This window comes from Vagococcus fluvialis bH819 (assembly GCF_900163795.1).
Taxonomy (GTDB): domain Bacteria; phylum Bacillota; class Bacilli; order Lactobacillales; family Vagococcaceae; genus Vagococcus; species Vagococcus fluvialis_A.
The window spans coordinates 283,282-304,835 of record NZ_FWFD01000003.1 but is presented as its reverse complement, the minus strand read 5'-3'; the positions used below and the strand labels follow the sequence as shown (position 1 = coordinate 304,835).

Annotated in this window: 18 protein-coding genes and 1 other annotated feature; of the genes, 14 read left to right on the top strand and 4 right to left on the bottom strand. The window is 31.4% G+C overall.

Going from position 1 to position 21,554, the window contains the following annotated elements; translation table 11 throughout:
• Positions 1-9 precede the first annotated feature (9 nt).
• The 3 genes from FM121_RS01710 (at position 10) to FM121_RS01700 (ending at position 2,748) form a co-directional block, all read left to right on the top strand.
• Positions 10-708 carry a response regulator transcription factor gene (locus FM121_RS01710; RefSeq protein WP_086950427.1) on the top strand — a complete coding sequence of 233 codons (699 nt, stop codon included), beginning with the start codon at positions 10-12 and terminating at the stop codon, positions 706-708.
• Positions 701-2,032, top strand: a complete 1,332-nt coding sequence (locus tag FM121_RS01705) for a sensor histidine kinase (protein ID WP_179203770.1) — start codon at positions 701-703, stop codon at positions 2,030-2,032. The genes FM121_RS01710 and FM121_RS01705 overlap by 8 nt, the downstream gene beginning before the upstream one ends.
• Positions 2,033-2,145: 113 nt before the next feature.
• Positions 2,146-2,748, top strand: a complete 603-nt coding sequence (locus FM121_RS01700; RefSeq protein WP_086950425.1) for a PepSY domain-containing protein — start codon at positions 2,146-2,148, stop codon at positions 2,746-2,748.
• Between the two features lie 229 nt (positions 2,749-2,977).
• On the opposite strand, the gene FM121_RS01695 is transcribed toward FM121_RS01700, so the two are convergent.
• Positions 2,978-4,891 (bottom strand): M13 family metallopeptidase, encoded by a 1,914-nt coding sequence (locus tag FM121_RS01695; RefSeq protein WP_086950424.1) that lies wholly within the window; start codon positions 4,889-4,891, stop codon positions 2,978-2,980.
• Positions 4,892-4,966: 75 nt separating this feature from the next.
• Positions 4,967-5,977, bottom strand: coding sequence for a tryptophan--tRNA ligase (gene trpS, locus FM121_RS01690; protein WP_086950423.1), 1,011 nt, complete (start codon positions 5,975-5,977; stop codon positions 4,967-4,969).
• Between the two features lie 52 nt (positions 5,978-6,029).
• Positions 6,030-6,244 (bottom strand) — a binding site (T-box leader).
• Between the two features lie 165 nt (positions 6,245-6,409).
• On the opposite strand from trpS, the gene FM121_RS01685 reads away from it, so the two are divergent.
• The 4 genes from FM121_RS01685 to FM121_RS01670 are packed head-to-tail and all read left to right on the top strand — an operon-like array spanning position 6,410 to position 10,026.
• Complete coding sequence (locus FM121_RS01685; protein WP_086950422.1) at positions 6,410-7,276, top strand: helix-turn-helix domain-containing protein; 867 nt, start codon at positions 6,410-6,412, stop codon at positions 7,274-7,276.
• 1 nt (position 7,277) lies between these two features.
• Entirely contained in the window at positions 7,278-8,195 is a 918-nt protein-coding gene (locus tag FM121_RS01680) for an FAD:protein FMN transferase (RefSeq protein ID WP_256958390.1), read from the top strand.
• An 18-nt stretch (positions 8,196-8,213) separates the two neighbouring features.
• A complete protein-coding gene (locus FM121_RS01675; protein ID WP_086950421.1) occupies positions 8,214-8,822 on the top strand; it encodes an NADPH-dependent FMN reductase in 609 nt (202 codons plus the stop codon).
• Positions 8,823-8,841: 19 nt separating this feature from the next.
• Positions 8,842-10,026: an NAD(P)H-dependent oxidoreductase gene (locus FM121_RS01670; protein ID WP_086950420.1), complete on the top strand. Its 1,185-nt coding sequence runs from the start codon at positions 8,842-8,844 to the stop codon at positions 10,024-10,026.
• 91 nt (positions 10,027-10,117) lie between these two features.
• Here FM121_RS01670 and FM121_RS01665 read toward each other — a convergent pair whose 3' ends face one another.
• On the bottom strand, positions 10,118-12,181 hold the full coding sequence (locus FM121_RS01665) for a hypothetical protein (protein ID WP_086950419.1): 2,064 nt from the start codon (positions 12,179-12,181) through the stop codon (positions 10,118-10,120).
• A gap of 176 nt (positions 12,182-12,357) precedes the next feature.
• Here FM121_RS01665 and FM121_RS01660 point away from each other — a divergent pair, with 176 nt between their 5' ends.
• The 7 genes from FM121_RS01660 (at position 12,358) to rbsU (ending at position 19,821) form a co-directional block, all read left to right on the top strand.
• Entirely contained in the window at positions 12,358-13,296 is a 939-nt protein-coding gene (locus FM121_RS01660) for an AAA family ATPase (RefSeq protein ID WP_086950418.1), read from the top strand.
• Positions 13,297-13,301: 5 nt separating this feature from the next.
• Positions 13,302-14,297, top strand: coding sequence for a DUF58 domain-containing protein (locus FM121_RS01655; RefSeq protein WP_086950417.1), 996 nt, complete (start codon positions 13,302-13,304; stop codon positions 14,295-14,297).
• Entirely contained in the window at positions 14,294-16,411 is a 2,118-nt protein-coding gene (locus FM121_RS01650; protein WP_086950416.1) for a transglutaminase-like domain-containing protein, read from the top strand. Before FM121_RS01655 ends, FM121_RS01650 begins: the two co-directional genes overlap by 4 nt.
• Positions 16,412-16,494: 83 nt before the next feature.
• Positions 16,495-17,490: a ribose utilization transcriptional repressor RbsR gene (rbsR, locus tag FM121_RS01645; RefSeq protein ID WP_086950415.1), complete on the top strand. Its 996-nt coding sequence runs from the start codon at positions 16,495-16,497 to the stop codon at positions 17,488-17,490.
• Between the two features lie 104 nt (positions 17,491-17,594).
• Positions 17,595-18,500: a ribokinase gene (gene rbsK / locus FM121_RS01640; protein ID WP_086950414.1), complete on the top strand. Its 906-nt coding sequence runs from the start codon at positions 17,595-17,597 to the stop codon at positions 18,498-18,500.
• Between the two features lie 12 nt (positions 18,501-18,512).
• Positions 18,513-18,908 carry a D-ribose pyranase gene (rbsD, locus tag FM121_RS01635; protein ID WP_086950413.1) on the top strand — a complete coding sequence of 132 codons (396 nt, stop codon included), beginning with the start codon at positions 18,513-18,515 and terminating at the stop codon, positions 18,906-18,908.
• A gap of 25 nt (positions 18,909-18,933) precedes the next feature.
• Positions 18,934-19,821, top strand: coding sequence for a ribose/proton symporter RbsU (gene rbsU, locus FM121_RS01630; RefSeq protein WP_086950412.1), 888 nt, complete (start codon positions 18,934-18,936; stop codon positions 19,819-19,821).
• Between the two features lie 101 nt (positions 19,822-19,922).
• Here rbsU and FM121_RS01625 read toward each other — a convergent pair whose 3' ends face one another.
• Positions 19,923-21,200, bottom strand: a complete 1,278-nt coding sequence (locus FM121_RS01625) for a S41 family peptidase (RefSeq protein ID WP_179203769.1) — start codon at positions 21,198-21,200, stop codon at positions 19,923-19,925.
• Positions 21,201-21,554 lie beyond the last annotated feature (354 nt).

Here is a 21,554-nt window from a genome sequence, read left to right as displayed (position 1 = left end):
GTGAAAGATATGAGTAACTCATTTATTTTATTAGTGGAAGATGAAGAAAGTTTAGCAAGTTTTATAAAAACTGAACTAAAATTCGAAGGATATCAAGTGTTATGGGCTAAGGATGGTCAGGAAGCTTTGGAGATGTACCAAGCAGAAAAAGAAAATATACAAATGTTACTTTTAGATTGGATGTTGCCCATATATGATGGCATTACTGTAGCAAGACGTATTAGAAAACAAAGTGATGTGCCCATTATCATGATGACCGCAAGAAATCAAACGACAGATATTGTGATTGGTTTAGATACTGGATTGGATGATTATTTAACAAAACCTTTTGAGATTGAAGAATTATTTGCTAGGATGCGAGTGATTGAACGTCGATTAAAAAAACAAGACAGTCAAATCCAATCCTTAACTTATCACGGAATCACAATGGATATTGCTAAGCATTTAATTCATTTAGAAAATGACAGTGTGGAACTAACACCTAAAGAATTTGGAATTTTATTTGAATTAATGAAAGAGCCAGAAGTTGTTAAAACAAGAGATGAATTACTCAATGAAATCTGGGGTTATGATTATGATGGACAAACAAACGTGGTAGATGTTTATATCAGAACTCTACGAAATAAATTAGGGGCTAACACTTTTGGCCAGATGATTCAAACAGTGAGAGGTGTAGGATATGTGTTAAGGAATGATTCTAATGAATAGAAAAACAGCACAGTATCAGTTAACTAAACGATTTATCAGTATTTTCTTAGGTGTGTTATTTGTTATGAATCTCTTTTTTTTAATGGCGGCTTCGACTTTTGTTTATGAATTTTTAGAAAATAAAGCAACTGAAGTGATGAGTAGCTTAAAAAAAGAGTCTGGACAGCAAACAGATTGGGAGTATAGTGTGGATAAATTTATCTCTGAAAAAGATGATGATGCTTTAATCGTTCAAACAAGAGTAGGAGAAACTTTTTATTCAAAAGATAGCCAAAAAATATTTAAAAAACTCTATCATGGAAAATCTATTCCTTTTTTAAAGCCCATTATCTTTAGTGAGGAAGGCATTTATTTTGTTAAGAATCAAGAATTTGAAAATTTTAATGTTCAACTTGCAATTAGTGCAGAAACAGCGATTGAATTAGCTTTTGGGATGTTGATAATTGGTTTAGTCCTTAATGTATTAGCTGTTATTTTAGGTGGTTTCTTAATTTATTGGAGTGTGCAGAAATGGAGCATGAAGTTAAGTCAGATGGCAACAGAGATTAATCAGATAAATAGCTTAGGTGAAGAATTTTTAACAGTACCCAATGATCCGATTGAAATGACGGAAGTAGCTACGTCATTTAATCAATTATTAATTGAGCAGAGAGAAGCTATGGAAAGAGAAAAACAGTTTATTACTAACGCTTCTCATGATTTACGAACACCTGTAGCTGCTATTCGTGGTCATGTACAGTTAATCAGAAGACGTGGAGAAGCCCATCCGGAGATAATACCAGAATCGGTTGAATTTATTGATAAGGAATCGAAACGCTTAGAAAAATTAAGCAATCAATTATTAATCCTAGAAAAACAAGAAATGAATGCACCTAAAGAAACCATTAATCTATCAAGTATTTTGCTACATGAAGTAGAAAAGTTAGCGGTTTTATATGAAAGGGAAATAATAAACAATATAGAATCAGAAATAATGTTTGAGGGTTACTCTGGTGATATGGAGCAGTTGTTTCAAAATATAATTGAAAATGGAATCAAGTATTCTCCTAAAGAATCAGTGATTCATGTTTCCCTAAAAGAAAAACAAAGGCAGATAATTTTTAGCGTTACTGATGAAGGAATCGGAATTTCCGAGGATAATAAAAAACAAGTTTTTGATCGTTTTTACCGAGTAGACAACGCAAGGGCAAGCCATATTGAGGGATCTGGAATTGGTCTTTCAATTGTAAAAAAAATAGTTCAACGTTACAAAGGTGAGATTATCATTGAAGATAACCATCCAAAAGGAACGGTTTTTGAGTTTTATTTACCTAAGATGAAATAAAAATGAAGAAAACTTCATCTAGCGTTTATCCAAACTTGATTTATTAGAAGCTTTCTCTTGGTAAGATAGGTGTATCAAAGAGAGATAAATAAAATTTGAATGGAGAGATAAAAATGAAAAAAATATTATTAGTAGGTATCAGCACAGTGTTATTAGGCGTTATGGCAGGATGTTCCCAAACAGAAGTCAAAAAGCCTGTGACAGAAACAACGCAAACTTCAATAAATGGAGAGTCTCAAACAAAAAGTTCAGCTAATCAAAAATCTATAAGTGAAGTAAAAATTATTACTCTAGAAGAGGCTCGTGATATTTATGAGAAAGCACATCCCAAAACGGATATTACCTCGATTCAACTGGATTCAACTAGAGGAGATTTCTTTTATAAAATCGATGGAATGGATGATTCTAACGATTATGAGATGAAATTTAACGCAGTGACTAAAGATATTAAAAAAGATAAAACAGAGAAGTTGGACAAAGAAGATATCGGACAAAATAAAGATAAAAAAATAGATTTAAGCGGACTTAAAACAATCGATGAGGTAACAGAAATTGCTGAAAAAGAAGCGACTGTGGGTAAAGCTGAAGAATGGACACTAGAAAAAGAGTTAGGTGTGACTTTTTGGGAGGTCGAAGTGAGAGATGGACATAAAGAAACGCAAGTAAAAATAGATGCGAAAATAGGTAAAGTACTAGAAACAAGGCAAGATGATTAGAAAAATAAAAAATGAGTTGCTCCTTAATATTTAAGATTTAAGGAGCAACTCATTTTTGCGTAGATAAGCTTGGTTGCTGGAGCTAAACAACTTTTTAACCACCTAGTTACTAAACGGGGCTAAAAAGTCAACTCCTACGACAACTTCACCCTAAAAAATCAAGCCAAAGAGCAGCTTGTTTTTTTAGCGCTCCAGTTGCTTGGAGCTAAACAACTTTTTGACCACCTAGTTACCAAATACTAATTCTTTTTTCTGGTGCTAGATACATTTCGTCTTCTTTTGTTACGTTATAGAGTTCATGGAAGGTTTCTAAATTTTTGACTTGGATGTTAGCTCGTAATTTATTTGGTCCATGGACATCTACTGCTAGTAATAGATCTGTGTATTGATCTTGTGCTTTATGTCGCCAAATACGTGCCCAATTTTCAAATAACTCATGGCCGTTATAATCATCTTCTAATTGTGCCGCTTCTAGAGCACAGCTCAATCCACCAGCATCAGCAATATTTTCTGAGACAGTCAGTGTGCCATTTACTTTTCCATTACCAAAAGGAATCTGATCAAATTGAGCAATCATTTTTTGAGTTAATTCTTCAAAATGGGCTAAATCTTTTTCAGTCCACCAATCATTCAGATTACCAAATTCATCAAATTTAGCTCCGTTATTATCAAAGGCATGAGAAATTTCGTGAGCGATAACGGCACCAATTCCACCGTAATTTTGACTTCTTGTTTGTTTGAAGTCGTAGAAAGGGGATTGAAGAATAGCAGCTGGAAAAACAATAACATTTTTTTGTGGATGATAATAAGCGTTAACAGTATCAGCACTCATTTCCCATTCATTGCGGTCTACTTTAGTATTGTATCGTTTAAAGTAATCCTCGAGAGTAATCCGACTAAAAGCCACCACGTTATCAATTAAAGTACCACCATTTTCTTTTGCTTGCGTTTTAAATAACGAGTAAATAGCAGGGGTTTTTTCTGGAAAACCAACTTGAATTCCTAACTCGTTTAGTTTTAAAATAGCTTTATTTTTTGTGGCTTGTTCTAGCCAGTTATTTTTAGTCAGACGTTCTTGGTAGATATGAATCATTTTTTTGATCATATCTTCTACATCTTTTTTAGCTTGAATGCCAAAATAACTTTCCGCGTAGTACTGACCAATTACTTGATCAAATTGTCCAGTAGCAGTGTAAAAATAAAGTTTTTCTGCTGAAATTATTTCTTTAGCACCAGATAAGGCAAGTTGATAACGGCTTGAAATTTCTCTGAATTCCTCGGTTAATAAAGAACCAAGAGAAATCGTTTCACGAACTATCATCCAGTTTTTTAGTTGTGTAAACGTTTCTGTTGTGATTATCTTTTTGATATTTTCAAAATACTCAGGTTCTGTCACAATCACTTCTTTAGGTACTTGGCCTAATAAAGAGGTGATGAATGTATCGAGATGAATATCTGAATGATACTGCGCTATTTCTTGAAGGTTCTTTGGGTTATATTCTTTTGTATAATCAGCGCTCTCTTCAGAACTTCGGATAAAGGGAACTAAACTCTCATCAAAAGCTATAGCATCAGAAACAATAAGGTTAGCTTCTTCTTTTGGTTTACCTAGTAAAGATAACAGATCGAGCATCATTTCTTTGAAAGTAGAAAGGAGTTCTTTTTTATTAGGATGTTCATCTGAATAGTAGGTTGTATCTGGTAATATGAGAGAAGTAGGAGCCAAAGAAATAGCATAAGTGTCAGATTGTTTCATATCAGGGCTAACATAAATACTAAATGGTATTGGGTAACTTGATAGTGTCCATTCTGATAGCTGTGCATCAAAATCAGTTAAATTTTTTAAACTTTCAATAGTCTCTAGGCGTTTATTTAAAGGTGCAACACCTAATTTTTCACGTGTTTCATTATCAGAAACTAAACGATAAAAATCTGCAAAGGATTGAAGTTCTTTAGTTATTGCTGAAATCTCACCTAAGGCAATTTTTTTTACATCTACCATTAGTAATTTTTCAATTTCATCATTTAGAACAGAAAAACTATTAATAACAGGTTTATCATTGGGAATTTCTGCGGTTGTTAACCACTCTTTATTGACGTATTCGTAAAAATCTTTTTTTGCTAAATTGATATTTTTATCCATTTAATCACTCCTTTAGCTATAGCTAGTATTATAAACTAGTTACTAATATTTTAAAAATAAAACTCGTTATTTTGTTTAATAGTAATTAATTCCCATTGCTTTTTTAACTTCATCCAGGGTAATGGCAGCTTGTGCTTCAGCTTTTAGACTTCCTTTTTTTAAAATAGTAAGAAGGTAATCCTCTTGATTTTCTAATTCTGCTCTTCTTTCTCTGATGGGACGTAAAGTATCTTGAAGGATGTCATTTAGATAAAGTTTAAGTTTAACATCACCCAAACCACCTTGTTGATACTGTTCTTTTAGTTGGTTTATTTTTTCATGATCAGTCCCAAATACATCAAGATATTCAAACACCATGTTACCTTTGATTTGCCCAGGATCATTAACATGAATATGATGTGGATCAGTGTACATTCCCATAATTTTTTGTTTAATAACTCCTTCATCATCTGAAAGGTAGATTCCGTTATTTAGAGATTTACTCATTTTTCCTAAGCCATCAAGACCTTTTAGACGTTCGTGGTTTTTCTTTGGTAGAATAATTTCTGGTTCGACTAGTGTATCTGTATGATAGATACGATTAAAGCTTCTGACGATTTCTTTTGTTTGTTCTAACATAGGTAGCTGATCTCCACCAACAGGTACATGAGTAGCTTTAAATGCTGTGATATCAGCAGCTTGGCTAACAGGATAAGTTAAAAATCCGGCTGGTAAACTTGTTTCAAAATTTTTTTCTTTCATTTCAGTTTTTACTGTAGGGTTCCGATGTAATCTAGAAACGGTGACGAGATTTAAGTAATACATCATTAATTCTGAAAGTTGTGGAATTTTTGACTGGATAAAAATGGTTGATTGCTCTGGATTAATTCCGACAGCTAAGTAATCTAATAAAACTTCTTTTAAATTGTCTTGAATTTTTTTAGGATTGTTAGCATTATCGGTTAAAGCTTGTTGATCAGCAATCATAATGAATTGTTCAGTATTAGGTAGTTCTTGGATTGAAAGGCGATTCTTTAAAGAACCCACGTAATGTCCTAAATGTAGTTTTCCTGTAGGTCGATCGCCTGTTAAATAAGTATGTGTCATTTTTCTTCCTCCTTAAAATAAAAAACTCACCCTCCAAACGGTATAAAACCGATTGGAGGGTGAGTGAAATCACGGTGCCACCTCAAAATTAACTCAAGTAGTTAAACAACTACGACTGGTAACGCAAAGACTGCGAATCTATCTACTAAATAATTGTTTCGATAGATCATTCAAAAGGCCATTCTCATGTTATTAGTACTAATTTCCACCTGTCATTAGCTCTCTAAAAAAAATAAACATGATACTATTCTTTTTCAAAAATTTAAGTTTATAAAATTAAATACAGTATATGCCAATCAAAACTAAAAGGCAAATAGATTTTTTATATAATTTTTTATATAAATCGATTGACTAAAAATATATAAGGCGTTAAAATGAATTTAAATAAATATGTGATATAAAACACAATGTGAAGGTGGAAAGGAGAATTATATGAATGTCGAGTGTTTCATTGAAGCAAGAAAAGCTAAAGGATTATCTCAAAGTGAACTGGCAGAAAATATTTGCACGCAGACAACATTAAGTCGTTTTGAGAATAATGGTCAAGTTCCTAATTTAAAAACATTGATTAAACTTTGTACGAGATTAGATGTTCCAATTGGTGATTTATTTCCTAAAGTGGGACTTAAAAATTCAGAATTAGTAAAAAAAATGGATCAAATAGAATTTTATTTTATCACAAGTGAATATGAAAAAGCTCAAATTTTACTAGATTCATTAAGCATAAATTCACAAGATGAAACTGCTGAATTATTTTTGAGATATCTTTATTTAAAAGGCTTTTTAATGATTTTTAGAAAAGAAGTTATTACGGATATTTTATTTACCTTTGATCAAATTTTACTAAATGAGATTGGGAAGGAGAAACAAATTTTTCAGCTATTAGCTTATACAGGAATAGGCATGACGTATTCTAAAGAGAAGGATAATGACAAGGCAGAATACTACTTTAATAAAGTAGTGGAGCAGATTTATACATGTTCAACTAATAGCGTTGAAGATATGTGGCGCGTACTGAATGTGGTTTTTCATTCTGGTGTCTTTTATGCAGAAATTAACGAATTAGAAGCCAGTAATGCGTTACTTTCGTATGTTATCACTATATGTTCTGAAAATCATGTTACTTATTACCTAGCTAGGGCGGCTTTTCAATTGGCAATAAATAGTGTCTCAGAAAAAAAAGAAACGACTGAAATTTTAGAGTTGCTATATGATGCGAGAGCCTATGCCAAGATTAATCGTAATGAAGTTCTACTAAAAAAGATTACTGAATTAGAAATTGAACTTAAGGAGAACTAAAATGAGTGTTGCTAAAAATCAAATTCGTTTAATGGGAACAATCATTGATTTACAAATTAGTCATACTGATTCTGAACAATTATTGCAAGAAACTATTGAGGATTTAAAAAAGTATGAAAAAAGATATAGTGCAAATGATCCAAGCTCTGAATTAATGAAAGTGAATTTACAAGCTGGTAGAAAAAAAGTAAGTATTCACAAGGAATTATATCAACTCATCAAATTAGGAAAAGAGCATAGTGTTAATAAGGGCAGTCTACTTAATATAGCGATTGGCCCTTTAGTACAAGCATGGCGTATTGGCTTTGAAGATGCTAGAGTTCCTAGTGAGAGTGAAATCAAAAAATTATGTCAAATAATCAATCCAGAAAAAATAGTGTTAGATGATACCACGCAAAGTGTTTATTTAGAAAAGGGTATGATGATTGATCTTGGCGCTTTAGCTAAAGGATTTATTGGCGATTTAGTGCTTGAAAAATTAAAAAATAAAGGAGTAACATCCGCCTTAATTAATTTAGGAGGAAATATCTTAACACTAGGAGAACCTCCCAATAATAACTATTGGAAAATAGGGATAAGAAAACCGCGCGAATCACGAAATACATATGATTATATTTTGAAAATTAAAGATAAATCAGTAGTGACTTCAGGCATTTACGAACGAGTTTTAAAAAGTGGTACGAAAGAATATCATCATATTTTAAGCCCTGTAACTGGCTATCCTATGAAAACAGAAACGTTAAGCTTAACGATTATTTCGGATAAGTCAGTGGATGGTGAAATATGGACTACCCGACTTTTTGGAAAAGAACCAAAGGAAATAATGTCAGAGATTAATCAAACACCTCATATTGAAGGAATTTTAATAACAGAAAAACAAACTTATTTGAGTCAATATATAAAAAATTATATAGCATAAAGAAAAGAGGACATAATAATGAAAAAAATGATCGGCTTAGTCGGAACTAACTCTGACAATTCAACTAACAGACAGTTATTGCAATTTATGAAAGACCACTTTAAAGATGTGGCGGAGATTGAGATTGTGGAAATAAAAGATATCCCACTTTTTAATAAGCCAACAGATAAGCAAGTCCCAGAAATCGTTACTGAAATAGCAAAAAAAATTGAAGCAGCAGACGGTGTCATAATTAGTACACCAGAATATGATCATGCGGTTCCAGCTTCATTAATGAGTGCTTTAAATTGGTTGTCTTATCATATTTATCCATTTTTAGATAAACCAGTCATGATTACAGGGGCTTCATATGGCACTTTAGGTTCATCACGTGCCCAACAACATTTGCGTCAAATGTTAGATTCACCAGAATTAAAAGCACGTATTATGCCAAGTTCAGAATTTTTATTGAGCCATTCTTTACAAGCTTTTGATGGAGATAATCAGTTGAAAGATCCAATTCAAATTGAAAAATTAAATGGACTTTTTAAAGATTTTATCGTTTTTGTAGATATTATGAAACAACTAGGCAATGCACATCAAATGAATAAAGAAACAGCAGAAAATTTTTCATGGGAAAATATTTAATAAATAGGAGGAAATCAAAATGAAATTAGTCGGAATTGTAGGGTCTAACGCAGATCTTTCTTATAACAGAATTTTATTAAACTATATGGCAAAAGAATTCAAAAATCTTGTGGAAATTGAAGTGTTAGAGATAAAAGATATTCCATTATTTAATCAAAGTGACGATCAAACAAATAGTGCACCCATTCAAAACTTAAATAAAAAAATATTAGAAGCAGATGGCGTGATCATTGCCACACCTGAACATAATAGAAGTATTCCAGCTAGTCTAAAAAGTATTTTGGAGTGGTTATCATTTAAAATTCATCCTTTAGAGGATAAGCCAGTGATGATTGTTGGGGCTTCTTATTATGATCAAGGATCGTCACGTGCGCAGCTAGATTTACGTCAGATTTTAGATGCACCTGGTGTAAATGCAATGGTCTTACCAGGTAATGAATTTTTACTTGGAAAAGTCAAACAAGCTTTTGATGAAGCTGGAAATTTAAAAGATCAAAAAACAAAATCATTTCTAGAAAGCTCATTAACTAAGTTTATTCAATTTGTTTCTCTTGTGACCAAATTAGAAGAAAAAGAACCTGTCATTTTAGCGGCAGAAGATTTAAATGCTACAGGAAAAGTTGAAACAACCATTGAAGGGATTGAAATGGCAGCCGAAGATTGGGTTGAACAAGCAGCTGAAAAAGTCGGGGCAGCTGAAGGAAGTGATTACGTTAAATTGAATCGTGGATTATTAACTGTAGATCAACTAAATTATTTTCTATCATCAATGCCAATGGAGATCACTTATGCCGATGATAACAACCAATTTTTATACTATAATCATGTGTCGCCTGCTGAAGAAATGTTGGCATCTAGACAGCCAGGACAAGTGGGTAATCCTTTAGCTAATTGTCATCCAGAAGCTGCTCTTAAAGGAGTTGAATGGGTTATTCAACAACTGAGATCAGGAGCGACAGATTGTGTCCGAGTGAATGTCCCCACTCATGGTCCTGATAAATTTGTGGTCCATAATTATCAAGCGATTCATGATGGAGATGGAAATTATAAAGGAATCAATGAGTATATTTTAGATTTTAAACCAATTGTGGAATGGTACTTGAAACAAACAGGTCAAACATTAGTTGGTGATGTGGATGCTGTGTCTAGTGCTTCAAAAAAAGATGAAGAAGTAGACGCAGTATCAAGCGCATCAGTGAAATAATCTAGAGAAAAAAATAGGTACATAGAAATACTTAAAACTAAAGAAGCGTAATTGGCAACAACCAATTACGCTTTTTTAGCTTCTGTTATTTTTAATTTCCCAATGAAATAGCCCAGGGATTGGAATCTTCTTTATTAATTTTTAGTTTCTTAACAGCTTCTAAATACTCATTTGGTGTTTCCTCAAAGTAATCAGCATAAAGATGACTTATTTTAAAATTATCATCTAAATCCATAAAAATAAGTTGGTCACTATAACCAGCAAAAACAATAATAGTTTGCTCTTTTATTGTTAATAAATAAGGTTTTGTGTAGCTGAAAGAGCCTAAGTAATTAAAGGCTTCATCATCCATACTTAATAATAGGTCATAGCAGTCTTCTGTTAAGTAAAGTGAATAGAGTTGCTCTAAATCTGATTTATAATCATCAAGTCTATTGTGTTTCATTGCGATATCTTCAAAAAGGAATAAAGAGGCATCTAATGTACCAAACGATTTATTTTTAGGCATTTCAGTTGAGTTGATTACTTGGACTTGATTAATAATATTTTTGGCATCGACTGTCACCTTTAAATTAAAATCTTCATTGTTTCTAAATGAAACATAGCTAATTACCGTATTATTTTCAGTTAAAAAATGAGCTTCCGAAGCTTCTGAATAGATATCAATCTGGTCCATGTTTTCTAAATCATTTCTATAATTTTCTTTTATTTTGCTAACTTGATTAAATGATTCAGAGGTAAAACCATTCGGGGGTTCTGATGAGTCGCTGTTTTCCCAAAAAAGATTATCATATAATTCATAATTCAGTCGAATATTATTAGGTCGAGCTTTTAAAAAATAGTCTATTTCATTATTTTCTTGATTATTAACTTCAAGACTGTTCTCAAAATCTACTTCTTCGTTATTGGGTGAAATAATTGAAATTACAAACAAAGAACTTATTAAAATAACAATAAAAATAGCGATACCTTTCCAAATATTAAAAGGTACATGAGATTTAGATTCAATATTAGGTTGATAAGGGAGGCTTCTTTTAGCTGATTTTATGATTTTTTTATTTTGCTTTGTTTGCCTTATTCCTGCTATTAATTGCTCTTTTGTTCCATCAGAAACCCAAGTTAAACCGATGATTTCAGCGTTAGAAATAATGATTTGTGTATCGTTATCTAAAAAAGAAGCATATTTTTTTAAGATTTTAATATCATGGATATATTTATCTGAATGAATCTTCGACAAGTAATTGTTAATTTCTGGATTATTTAACTTTGTTTGGTTTAGTAAACTGCTAACACTTAATAAAAAAAGCAAATCGTCATCTTTATATGGGTAACCAACTAATTGGTTCATTTTTATTTCTGAAAGTAAGACAGGAATATCTGCTACTTGAATAGACTGGTGAAGTTGGTACCTTAATTTAAAATAATCTTCACGAATCCCACTAGGCATAAAAGCATAGCAATCATAGTCTAGGAAATTTTCTTGATTGATGCGCTCTCTAAAAGTTACAATATCTTCGGTAGAATTAAAGGAGCTTTCAGAAAATTGACAAAGATTAATAATCTCATGTCTGGTACGATCATCAAGCAACATATAATTTTCTAATAAAAAAACTTTAATGGTTGTTAAGGCAGACTCTTTTTCATTTGTAGATAGAACAGGGCTGATGAGAGAGTGCCAATCAGAAGAGCTACTAAAGTAAGTATTTTCTGCAAGAAAAAGAGATAAATCATGAGTGAATGACTCTTTTTTGGTTGTTATTGGCTGCTCTTTTTTTATAGAATTGTCTACTTTTTTTCTTTCATTACGTCTGAGATTAGTGGTTATTTCTTTTTCAGGATTAGTAGGCTGATTGATAGTTCTAACAGATTTTCTGTCCTTCTCTTCTTCTGCATTAGAAAGTAACGTTGATATATCAGTACTATTTATTTTTTCAACTTTAGTTTCGGTATTATTTAGTTCAGAAGTCACTTTATTTATTGGATTGTAGTATTGATTATTAACAATTTTTAATGCTTCATTATAAGCGAGCCTTAAATTCTGATATTCTTCAATATTTTTTGACATATCAATTGTTTTTAATTTTGTCGAATAGGCTAAACGAATGTCATCAATTGAAGCATCTTTAGTTACGCCTAAAACGCTATAAATATCCATATTAACGCCTCCAATACAGGGGATTTTGTAGTTAACTTATTATATCATAGTCATAATTTATTTAAGTGCTATATTTTACATATTTTTCTTTTTTGAATATTTTTAGTTCAGATGTTTTTTAAGAGAAGGAATGGTATGATTTAATTAAAATAAAACAACATAAAGGGTGAAAAATGATGAATGACTCTAATTTAGGAAAGCTAGAAGAATTAATAGATGAAGTTTCTAAGGTATTACTTGGAAAACGTGAGGTCATTAAATTAACTTTAACAGCTATTTTATCAGGTGGACATGTTTTATTTGAAGATGTTCCTGGAGTAGGAAAGACGTTATTAGTTAAAACAATTTCTAAAACAATTCAGTGTGATTATAATCGAATTCAATTTACTCCAGATTTATTACCTAATGATATTATTGGTGTTTCTATTTATGATACAAAAGATCAGTCGTTCAAATTTCATAAAGGCCCAATCTTTACTTCAATTTTATTAGTCGACGAAATTAATCGGGCAACACCTAAAACACAGTCAGCATTGTTAGAAGCAATGGCTGAAAAAGAAATTACGATTGATAATGCTACTTATGAATTATCGCCACATTTTACAGTTTTAGCTACTCAAAATCCAGTAGAGCATGAAGGAACTTACTCTTTACCTGAAGCTCAATTGGATCGGTTTTTATTAAAATTAAAAATTGGTTATCCAAGTTTTGAGGATGAACTGCAACTTATTTTAGGCGAAGAAAGAACTCTAATTGAAGTGAATCCAGTGATGACTGTGACAGAATTAATAGAGTTAAAAAAACAAGTGAAAGCTGTTTTTGTGCATGAAAAAGTTGCGCGTTATGCGTTACGTTTGGTTCAAAAAACTCGAGAACATGAAGGTATCCTTTTAGGTGTCAGCCCTCGTGGAAGTGAAGATTTTATGAGAGCTGCTAAAGCGTATGCTTTAATTGAAGGTCGTCAATATGTTGTTCCCAAAGATTTACAACAGATATTGCCTTACTGTTTTAGTCATCGGATTAAATTAAAAAATAATCATCAACCAGATGATAAATTAATAGCAACTATGATGACAGAAATTATTGAAAATGTCCCGATTCCTATTGAGAGGTAAATGAAATGAAAAAAACAGATAATCTATTATTAACAGGTTTCATTTTTGTTAGCTTGATGTATGCCTTGACGTTTAATTCTCAAATGAGCTGGCGAATTTTTTTGTTTATATTTTTTTTCTTAGCTATTAGTTATTTTTCTGTTTTATCTCCTTTAAAATATTTTATCATGACACCTTTAACACCAGTCATGGTCGAGGTCGGAGAAAAACGTGAGATTGAATTTAAGTTACTCAATACAAGCAAAAGAAACTGTTTTTTTCCGTTACTTACTATAACTTGTCCAGATTTAGATTATAAAGAAACGTATTATCTTTTTTCTAAAAAAGATAAAAGACTGATTTTTGTTTGGGAAGCGAAAAAACGAATGTCATTAGAAAAAGTGACAGTCGAAATAAAATCTAGTGATTTATTTGGATTGATTAACAAAAGACAACAATTGGATGTTGAATTTGAGTTGGCTATTTTGCCTAGTAGCCACGGAGAGGTTAACTATCAACAAGTTACTCAATTATTTGAAAAGACGTTATTTGGTGAGAGAAGTTTTGATGTAGAAAATATTAGAGAATATCAAGCAGGAGATTCAATTAAGGGAATTGATTGGAAATTATCCAGTAAAAAACAAATACTAATGTTGCGAGAATATAAACAACAACAACTTGCAAAAACCGTTTTTATTTTTTACGGAGTTAAAAGTTTTTATTTTGAAAAAAGCTTACAAGTCTTTTTTTCTTTATTTCAATCAAGTAAAAATTATGATTGGGATTTTTATCTAATGGGAGACAATGTTTCTCAAAAAAAAATTGACTCTCCAATTGATTTTGCGCGAATCAAAAAAGCGTCAGATCCTGGTAGCTTTACATCTATTAAAGAGCAAAATATCATTGTCATAACTCCTGAAGTAACATCTAAGTTGACTAAAGAACTCTGTAAATTTAATCAAACACAAAAGGTTACAGTAATAGATTACCAGATGATTGAAAGTGAGTTGATTAGAAAATGAAAAATTTAAATGAGAAAATGTCATTTTTTATTGTATCAATTCTAATTTTTTATTTATCTTTTCAAACAATACTGATGGCGTTTTCAATGCCACATCCTAAACAAATTCTTTTTCCAATTATCATATTTAGTGTGGTAGCGCTAGGAATAAAAAAATATGTGCTAAAGATTCCTATTTATCTAATGATAATGATTAGTAGTCTTTATTTCTCACAAGTAGTGAACGAAAAGCCGTCTATGTTGTTATTTGTCAAACATAGCAGAACGTTTTTTGAAGAACTTCATTCTAGTGAAACCTTTATTTATCCTCTAGCATTAACTTATTTTTTTCTTTTAATATTTTTGGTTATCCTAATTGAGGCATTGTGTGTGGGTCAAAATATTATGTCAGTAGGATTAATTATTGTTAGTTATTTAATGTTTTTAAGCATATTCAACGATATCATGATAACCAAACAAATTTTATTAATTTTATGCTTGTCTTTATTATTAAAAGGACTTCAATTGAGCGAATTTAAATCCTATAAATTTATTTTATCGGCAAGTATCTTATTAGGGTTAGTCTTAACTTTAAGCCTGGTCTTACCAACTTCTTTCATGGAAAATAAGGTCGTAAAGATAGCGACACCATATAGAAATTATTTAACAGGTAAGGATTTTTATAGCTATATCGCCAATTATAAATATGGAGTAGCCTCAAGTACTGGTTTCAGTGAGGACGATAGTGAGTTGGGTGGTGCTTTACAAGATGATAAAACACTCCAGTTCAAAGTAATTCAAAAAAACCCACATTATTGGCGTATAGCGAGTAAAGATATCTATACAGGTAAAGGATGGGAATTATCCGAAGAACTAATGCTAAAAGAAATTGATCCAAAGACAGACTTTATTCTTGAAAATGGGAGTATAAATAGTCAAGAAAAAGAAGAAATTGATTTTATTTTTTCCTACTCAGATAAGTATGTCCCAGTGACTTATGGAAAATCAATAGTAGACGGTGTTAAGGAAAGCAATAAATTTAAATTTGATGAACGAACAGGTCGAGTAGAATTAAAAAGTAATGCTAATCTTAATCAGATCAAGATGACGGTTCAAAATATGGATATCCCAGAAGATAAATTAAAACAAGCTGTTACTAATTATCCAAATGCGAACCATCCTTACACCTCTTTGCCAGGGGATTTTCCGAAAAAGATTAAAAATTTGGCAGAAGAGTTAACAAAAGAAAAAAGGACGAGCTATGATAAAGTTTTAGCGCTACAAACATATTTAAAAGATCCTTCTAATTTCAGGTATTCTAAAGCAGAGGTCCCTTACCCTAGAGAAAATCAAGATTATGTAGAACAATTTTTATTTGAAACCAAAGTGGGTTACTGTGATAATTTTTCAACAGCGATGACTGTTATGTTACGCTCAATCGATATCCCAGCAAGATGGGTTAAAGGTTTTAGCACAGGAAGTATGAAACAAAAAGATGGGAATCGTAACATTTATGAGATTCGAAATTTAGATGCTCATTCGTGGGTAGAAGTTTATTTTGAAGAAATTGGCTGGATTCCTTTTGAGCCAACGCCAACATTCTATCAGGTTCGACAAGTTGAACAAGAAAAAGAAACAACTAATAAAGGAATTAAAGAAGCAGCACTAAAAGATGATTCAGCGCCTAAAAAAGAACAAGATACAAACAAATCAAAAGAAACAACTGAGGTTACTAAAGATGTTAATAAGAAACGAATGACTAGTTTTTCATTTGAAAAGTATTCTAAAATTATTGTTTCAGCATCAGTAATTATAGCTGTGACGATGATGCTATATCTATTCAAGTATCGACTATATCTTTATGCTTTAGTAATTTTTAAATATAACAAAAATGCTTATCACAACGTTTATGAGCTGATTATCAAAAAAGCGAGCACTAAGGATCATCGGAAGCAAGACCAGTCACTTATGGATTATGCGTTAGATTTTGAAATGAAATATCCTCAAGTAGAACCAGAATTAAGTGAAGTTACAAAAGCATATGAAAGAGAAATTTATAATAATGAAACAGTTTTTAATGCCAGCTATCAAGCAATGTTTTTTATACTTATTAAAGAATTGAGTCGTTATAAGTAAGTAGGGAAAATTTAGATGTTTTACTGTTAAATTAGCCGAAATAGGGTAAAATAAGAAGGATAATGATATTAGGTGGGGGAGAAATGACTGGTAAAAAAATAACCATTAAAGATGTTGCCAAAGAGTCTGGTGTCTCAATTTCTACAGTTTCACAAATATTAAATGGTAATGGAAAGAATTTTAGTCCTAAAACAGTTGAAAAAGTAATCAAAATAAAAGAAAAACTAAATTATGAACCTGATTATTTTGCTCGAAGAATGGTCATGAAAAAAAGTAAAACAATCGGAGTCATGGTACCAGATATTTCAAATCCTTTCTTTTCAACTTTAGTTCGAGGGATTGAAGATGTTTTGTACCAAGAGAATTTTATTACGATGTTGTGCAATGCAAATGAAGAAAATAAACGAGAAAATAATGCCTTGGAAGAGCTGAGTCGAAGAGGTGTAGATGGCTTTATTATTGCTAGTTCTGCGATTAGCAACGATGACATCGAACGTTTACTAAGAAATAAAAAGCATCCGTTTATTATTTTAGATCAAAAAAGTTCTGAAGGAAATAGTGATACTATTGGCACAGATGATTTTTTAGGTGGTAAATTAGCAGCAGAACATTTAAAAAAATTAGAACATATAAATGTAGCAGTAGTTGTTCCTAAAAATATTACGCAAAATATTCAGAGGCGAGTGGATGGATTTCAGTCAATTTATGGAGAGACTTGTCAATTAATAAAAGTAGACAGCTTATCTAAAAAAAGTGGTCGAGAAGCAGCAAAGGAAATTACACAACTAAATATTAGTGGGATTTTTGCGATTAATGATGAAATTGCTTTTGGTTTATATCTTGGTTTAAAAGAGTTAGGAAAAGTGGTACCTGATGATTATAGCATCATAGGATATGATAATATCGATATGTGTGAATACATAACACCGCCATTGACTACAATAGGACAACCAATCTACGAATTAGGTAGGCAAACAGCTGAGATGTTACTTGATCGAATTGAACATCCCACAAAAGAATGGGAGTCTAAAAAACTACCGGTTAATATAATAAATAGATTTTCAACGACACATGCTTGAAATTGCTTTCATCATGTGTTATATTTTTGTTGTCTTATTAAAACGTTTTAATAAAACGTTTTAATTTTTATAAATTAAACAAATAAATCTTGGAGGGAATCAAAATGAATACGATTACCGTTATCGGAAGTATCAACTTAGATACAACACTTAGAGTAAGTCAAATGCCTAAACCTGGGGAAACAATGCATGCGAAAGAACATTTTACTGCCGGTGGTGGCAAGGGAGCTAACCAAGCTGTTGCAGCTAAACGTTCTGGTGCAGATACTTATTTCATCGGTGCAGTGGGAAATGATGGAGCAGGAACAGTTATGAGTGAGTTACTTGAACAAGAAGAGATTGATACAACAGGTGTGATTAAGTTAGATAATCAATCAACGGGCCAAGCTTTCATTACAGTAGATGATGCTGGCGAAAATAGTATTTTAATCTTCTCTGGAGCAAATAATAGTTTTACACCAGAAGACGTTCAAAAATCAACAGATATTATTGGAAAAAGTGATTTTTTAATTTCTCAATTTGAAAGTGCTATCAACAGTACAACGGAAGCGTTTAATATTGCAAGAAGTAAACAAGTTAAAACAATTTTAAATCCAGCTCCAGCTCTTAGTGAGATGCCAAAAGAATTGTTATCTGTGACAGATATGATTATTCCTAATGAAACGGAAACAGAAATTTTAACTGGAATTAAAGTAACAGATGAAAAAAGCTTAAAAGAAGCTGCTGATTATTTACATGATTTAGGTATTGAAGCTGTTATTATTACAATTGGTAGTAAAGGCGCTTTCTATGATGTGAATGGGAAATCTGGTATTGTGCCAGCATTTAAAGTGAAAGCAGTCGACACAACAGCAGCCGGTGATACATTTATCGGAGCGTTAAGCACTATTCTAAAAACTGACTACAGTAATATTGAAGAAGCAATTACTTATGGGAACAAAGCATCATCATTAACTGTTCAAAGATACGGGGCACAACCATCAATTCCATACAAAAATGAATTAGTTTAGGAGAAAATTAAAATGAAAAAATCAAAAGTTATCAATTCAGATATTTCAAGAGTTATTTCTCAAATGGGACATTTCGATAAATTAAGTATTGGAGATGCTGGTATGCCAGTTCCAATGACAACAGAAAAAATCGACTTAGCTGTAGATAATGGCATTCCGAGTTTTATGGACGTTTTAAATAATGTTCTGGAAGAGTTAGAAGTTCAAAAGGTATATTTAGCAATGGAAATTAAAGAGATGAATCCTGAAATGCTAAAAATGATTCAGGAACGTTTACCAGAAACACCTATCGAATTTATTCCACATAGTGAAATGAAAGCAGAACTTAACAACTGTCATGCTTTTGTTAGAACAGGTGAAATGACGCCATATGCTAATATTTTATTGGAAAGTGGCGTAGTCTTTTAATTAAAAGGAAAATAGGGGGATGGATATGAATACAACAGCATTACTTATCGGTTTAGGACCACTTTTAGGTTGGGGACTTTATCCAACTATCGCATCAAAAATTGGTGGTAGACCAGATAATCAAATATTAGGATCAACAATTGGAACACTTATTTTTGCCATTGTTTTTTCAATGACACAAGGAATCAGTTTAGCAACAGGCTCTGATTTAATGTTAGGTATTTTATCAGGTATTGGTTGGGCATCTGCACAAATTATTACTTTTTACTCATTTGGTTTAATTGGTTCATCTAAAGCAATGCCAGTTACCACTGCTTTTCAATTACTCGGTGCATCATTATGGGGCGTTATTGCATTAGGAAATTGGCCTGGTTTGACAGCTAAATTAGTTGGTGGACTAGCTTTGATTTTAATCATCGTTGGTGCAAGTTTAACAGTATGGACAGAGAAAAAAACAGATGAAAATGCCAGTGTCTTGAAAAAAGCTGTTATCATGTTAGCAATAGGTGAAATTGGTTACTGGGGTTACTCAGCAGCACCACAAGCAACTAACTTAACAGGACAACAAGCCTTCTTGCCACAAGCAATTGGAATGCTATTAGTTGCGGTAATTTATAGTATTGTCTTAACAATGAAAAACAAAGAACAATCAGCGTTTAAAGAAGCCGTTTCATATAAACATATTATTTCAGGATTCTTCTTTGCTTTTGCTGCTTTAACTTACTTAATTTCAGCACAACCAGATATGAATGGTTTAGCAACAGGCTTTATCCTATCACAAACATCAGTTGTTTTAGCGACATTAACAGGTATTTGGTTCTTAGGACAAAAGAGATCTAAAAAAGAAATGACAATGACGATTATCGGATTAGCATTGATTATTATCGCAGCAACAGTTACTGTGATGTTATAGGAGAACAGAGAAACAAACCAATTATCGATTAGGGTAATTGGTTTGTTTTTTTACTGTAATTAATTAAGTAGATATATTTTGATTTTTCAAAAGCAACTAGCCTAGTTTTTCAATGCATAAATTAAGGTATTATCTTGTCTTTGTCTGTTGTCTACTAACGTATCATGTATAAATATATCAGGTTTAATTCCGATATTATGATGTGCCAAACCATTAGGTGTTTCAACTTTTTTAGCTGTTACTACAAAGCAACCACCTGTTTTTAGTTTAAAAAGTGCTGGTTGACCTGTTGATCCAGCTGTATTAGAACCAATTAAAGTTGCTCTATCGGCATTGGAAAAGTTGATAATAAAATTTTCAGCAGCAGAATAAGTCTGGTCATTTTGAAGTATTTTTACAGATTTATTTTTTAATAATCCTTCATATTTTTTATAGTGATTTGTTTCTATATGAGAAGTTAAGTATTGATGATGCAGCATTTGATTCATTTTTATTAATTCTGGATCAGTTTCATTCTTAGAGTTATAATTATCTGTGTTTAAAATAATAGCTGAGGCGATGTATCCACCCTCAATTGCTTGAGTACTAATTTTTTCTGTTTCAAAGGTAGAGTTAAAGAAAGCTTGAGTTATTTCATTACCATACCCCGAATTACCACCACTGTTATTTCTTAAATCAAAAATTATTTCTTCACAAGCTAGGTATTCTGGAATATATTTGTAAAAAATAGCCACCATCTCATCAGACATAAAGTGTTTTAAATTAATGATTATTTTATTAGATACTTGATAAATGCTAATGGCTTCATGTTCAGTTAAAGTCAGATAGTTATTAAATTTTTCAGTGTAGTTACTTGAATCATTCATTTGGTTTGGTAAAAAAGGGAACGTCATCTTTTTACCGTTTTTAAATTCAATTAAAAATAAACTTGTATTGAAGATAAAACTAAAGTTTTTTTGAGCCATTGTTAAAGAAATGTTGATATTATGTTTCCAATAATGATTAGTTATTTTGTTTAAAAATTCATTAACGGTAAGAGTGTTGATTTTTTTTATAGGTTCAAAAAGATAACTAGTGAAATCTTTGTGCGCAGAATATATAACTAATTCATTTTCAATGACAGTTAACGTAAGTGGTGCATAAGTTAAATTTTTTTTAATCTCGTCAGGAAGAAAAATCATTGTATGACCATCATTTAATAAAGCACTTAGTTTTTTGAGTTTTTTGTAAAATTCTTTATTAGGTAATCCTTGCTGAATATCTTTAAACAAACCAATAATTGAAGTTTCCCATAAATCAATCAAATCATCTGTCCAATATGGGAAAACATTTAATGCTTGATGATGGATAGTTAAAATATCTGAGAGTTGCTTATTCATTAAGTTCATCTTCCTTTGTTGTGAAATAATCATGTGTTTGGTTATTGATAGAAGGCTTATATTAATAAATAAGCAAAAATACCTTATTGCGTTGGGAGTAAATAAAGATAAATAACCAAACAAGTGCACAAAATATAAGTTTCATGATAATCACTCTTATTTTTTTATATTGTACATTATATCACAATAGGGTCTTTCTTTTAAGATAATTATCCAGTGATAATAAGTTTAGAAAGAGTTACATTAGAGAGTGTTTTTACAGTTGTATAGAGAAGTCACAGAGATAAAATAGTAGCTTTTATTATCCTATTACAATGTAATAATTACTTTAATTGTCCTTTAACAACTCGTTTT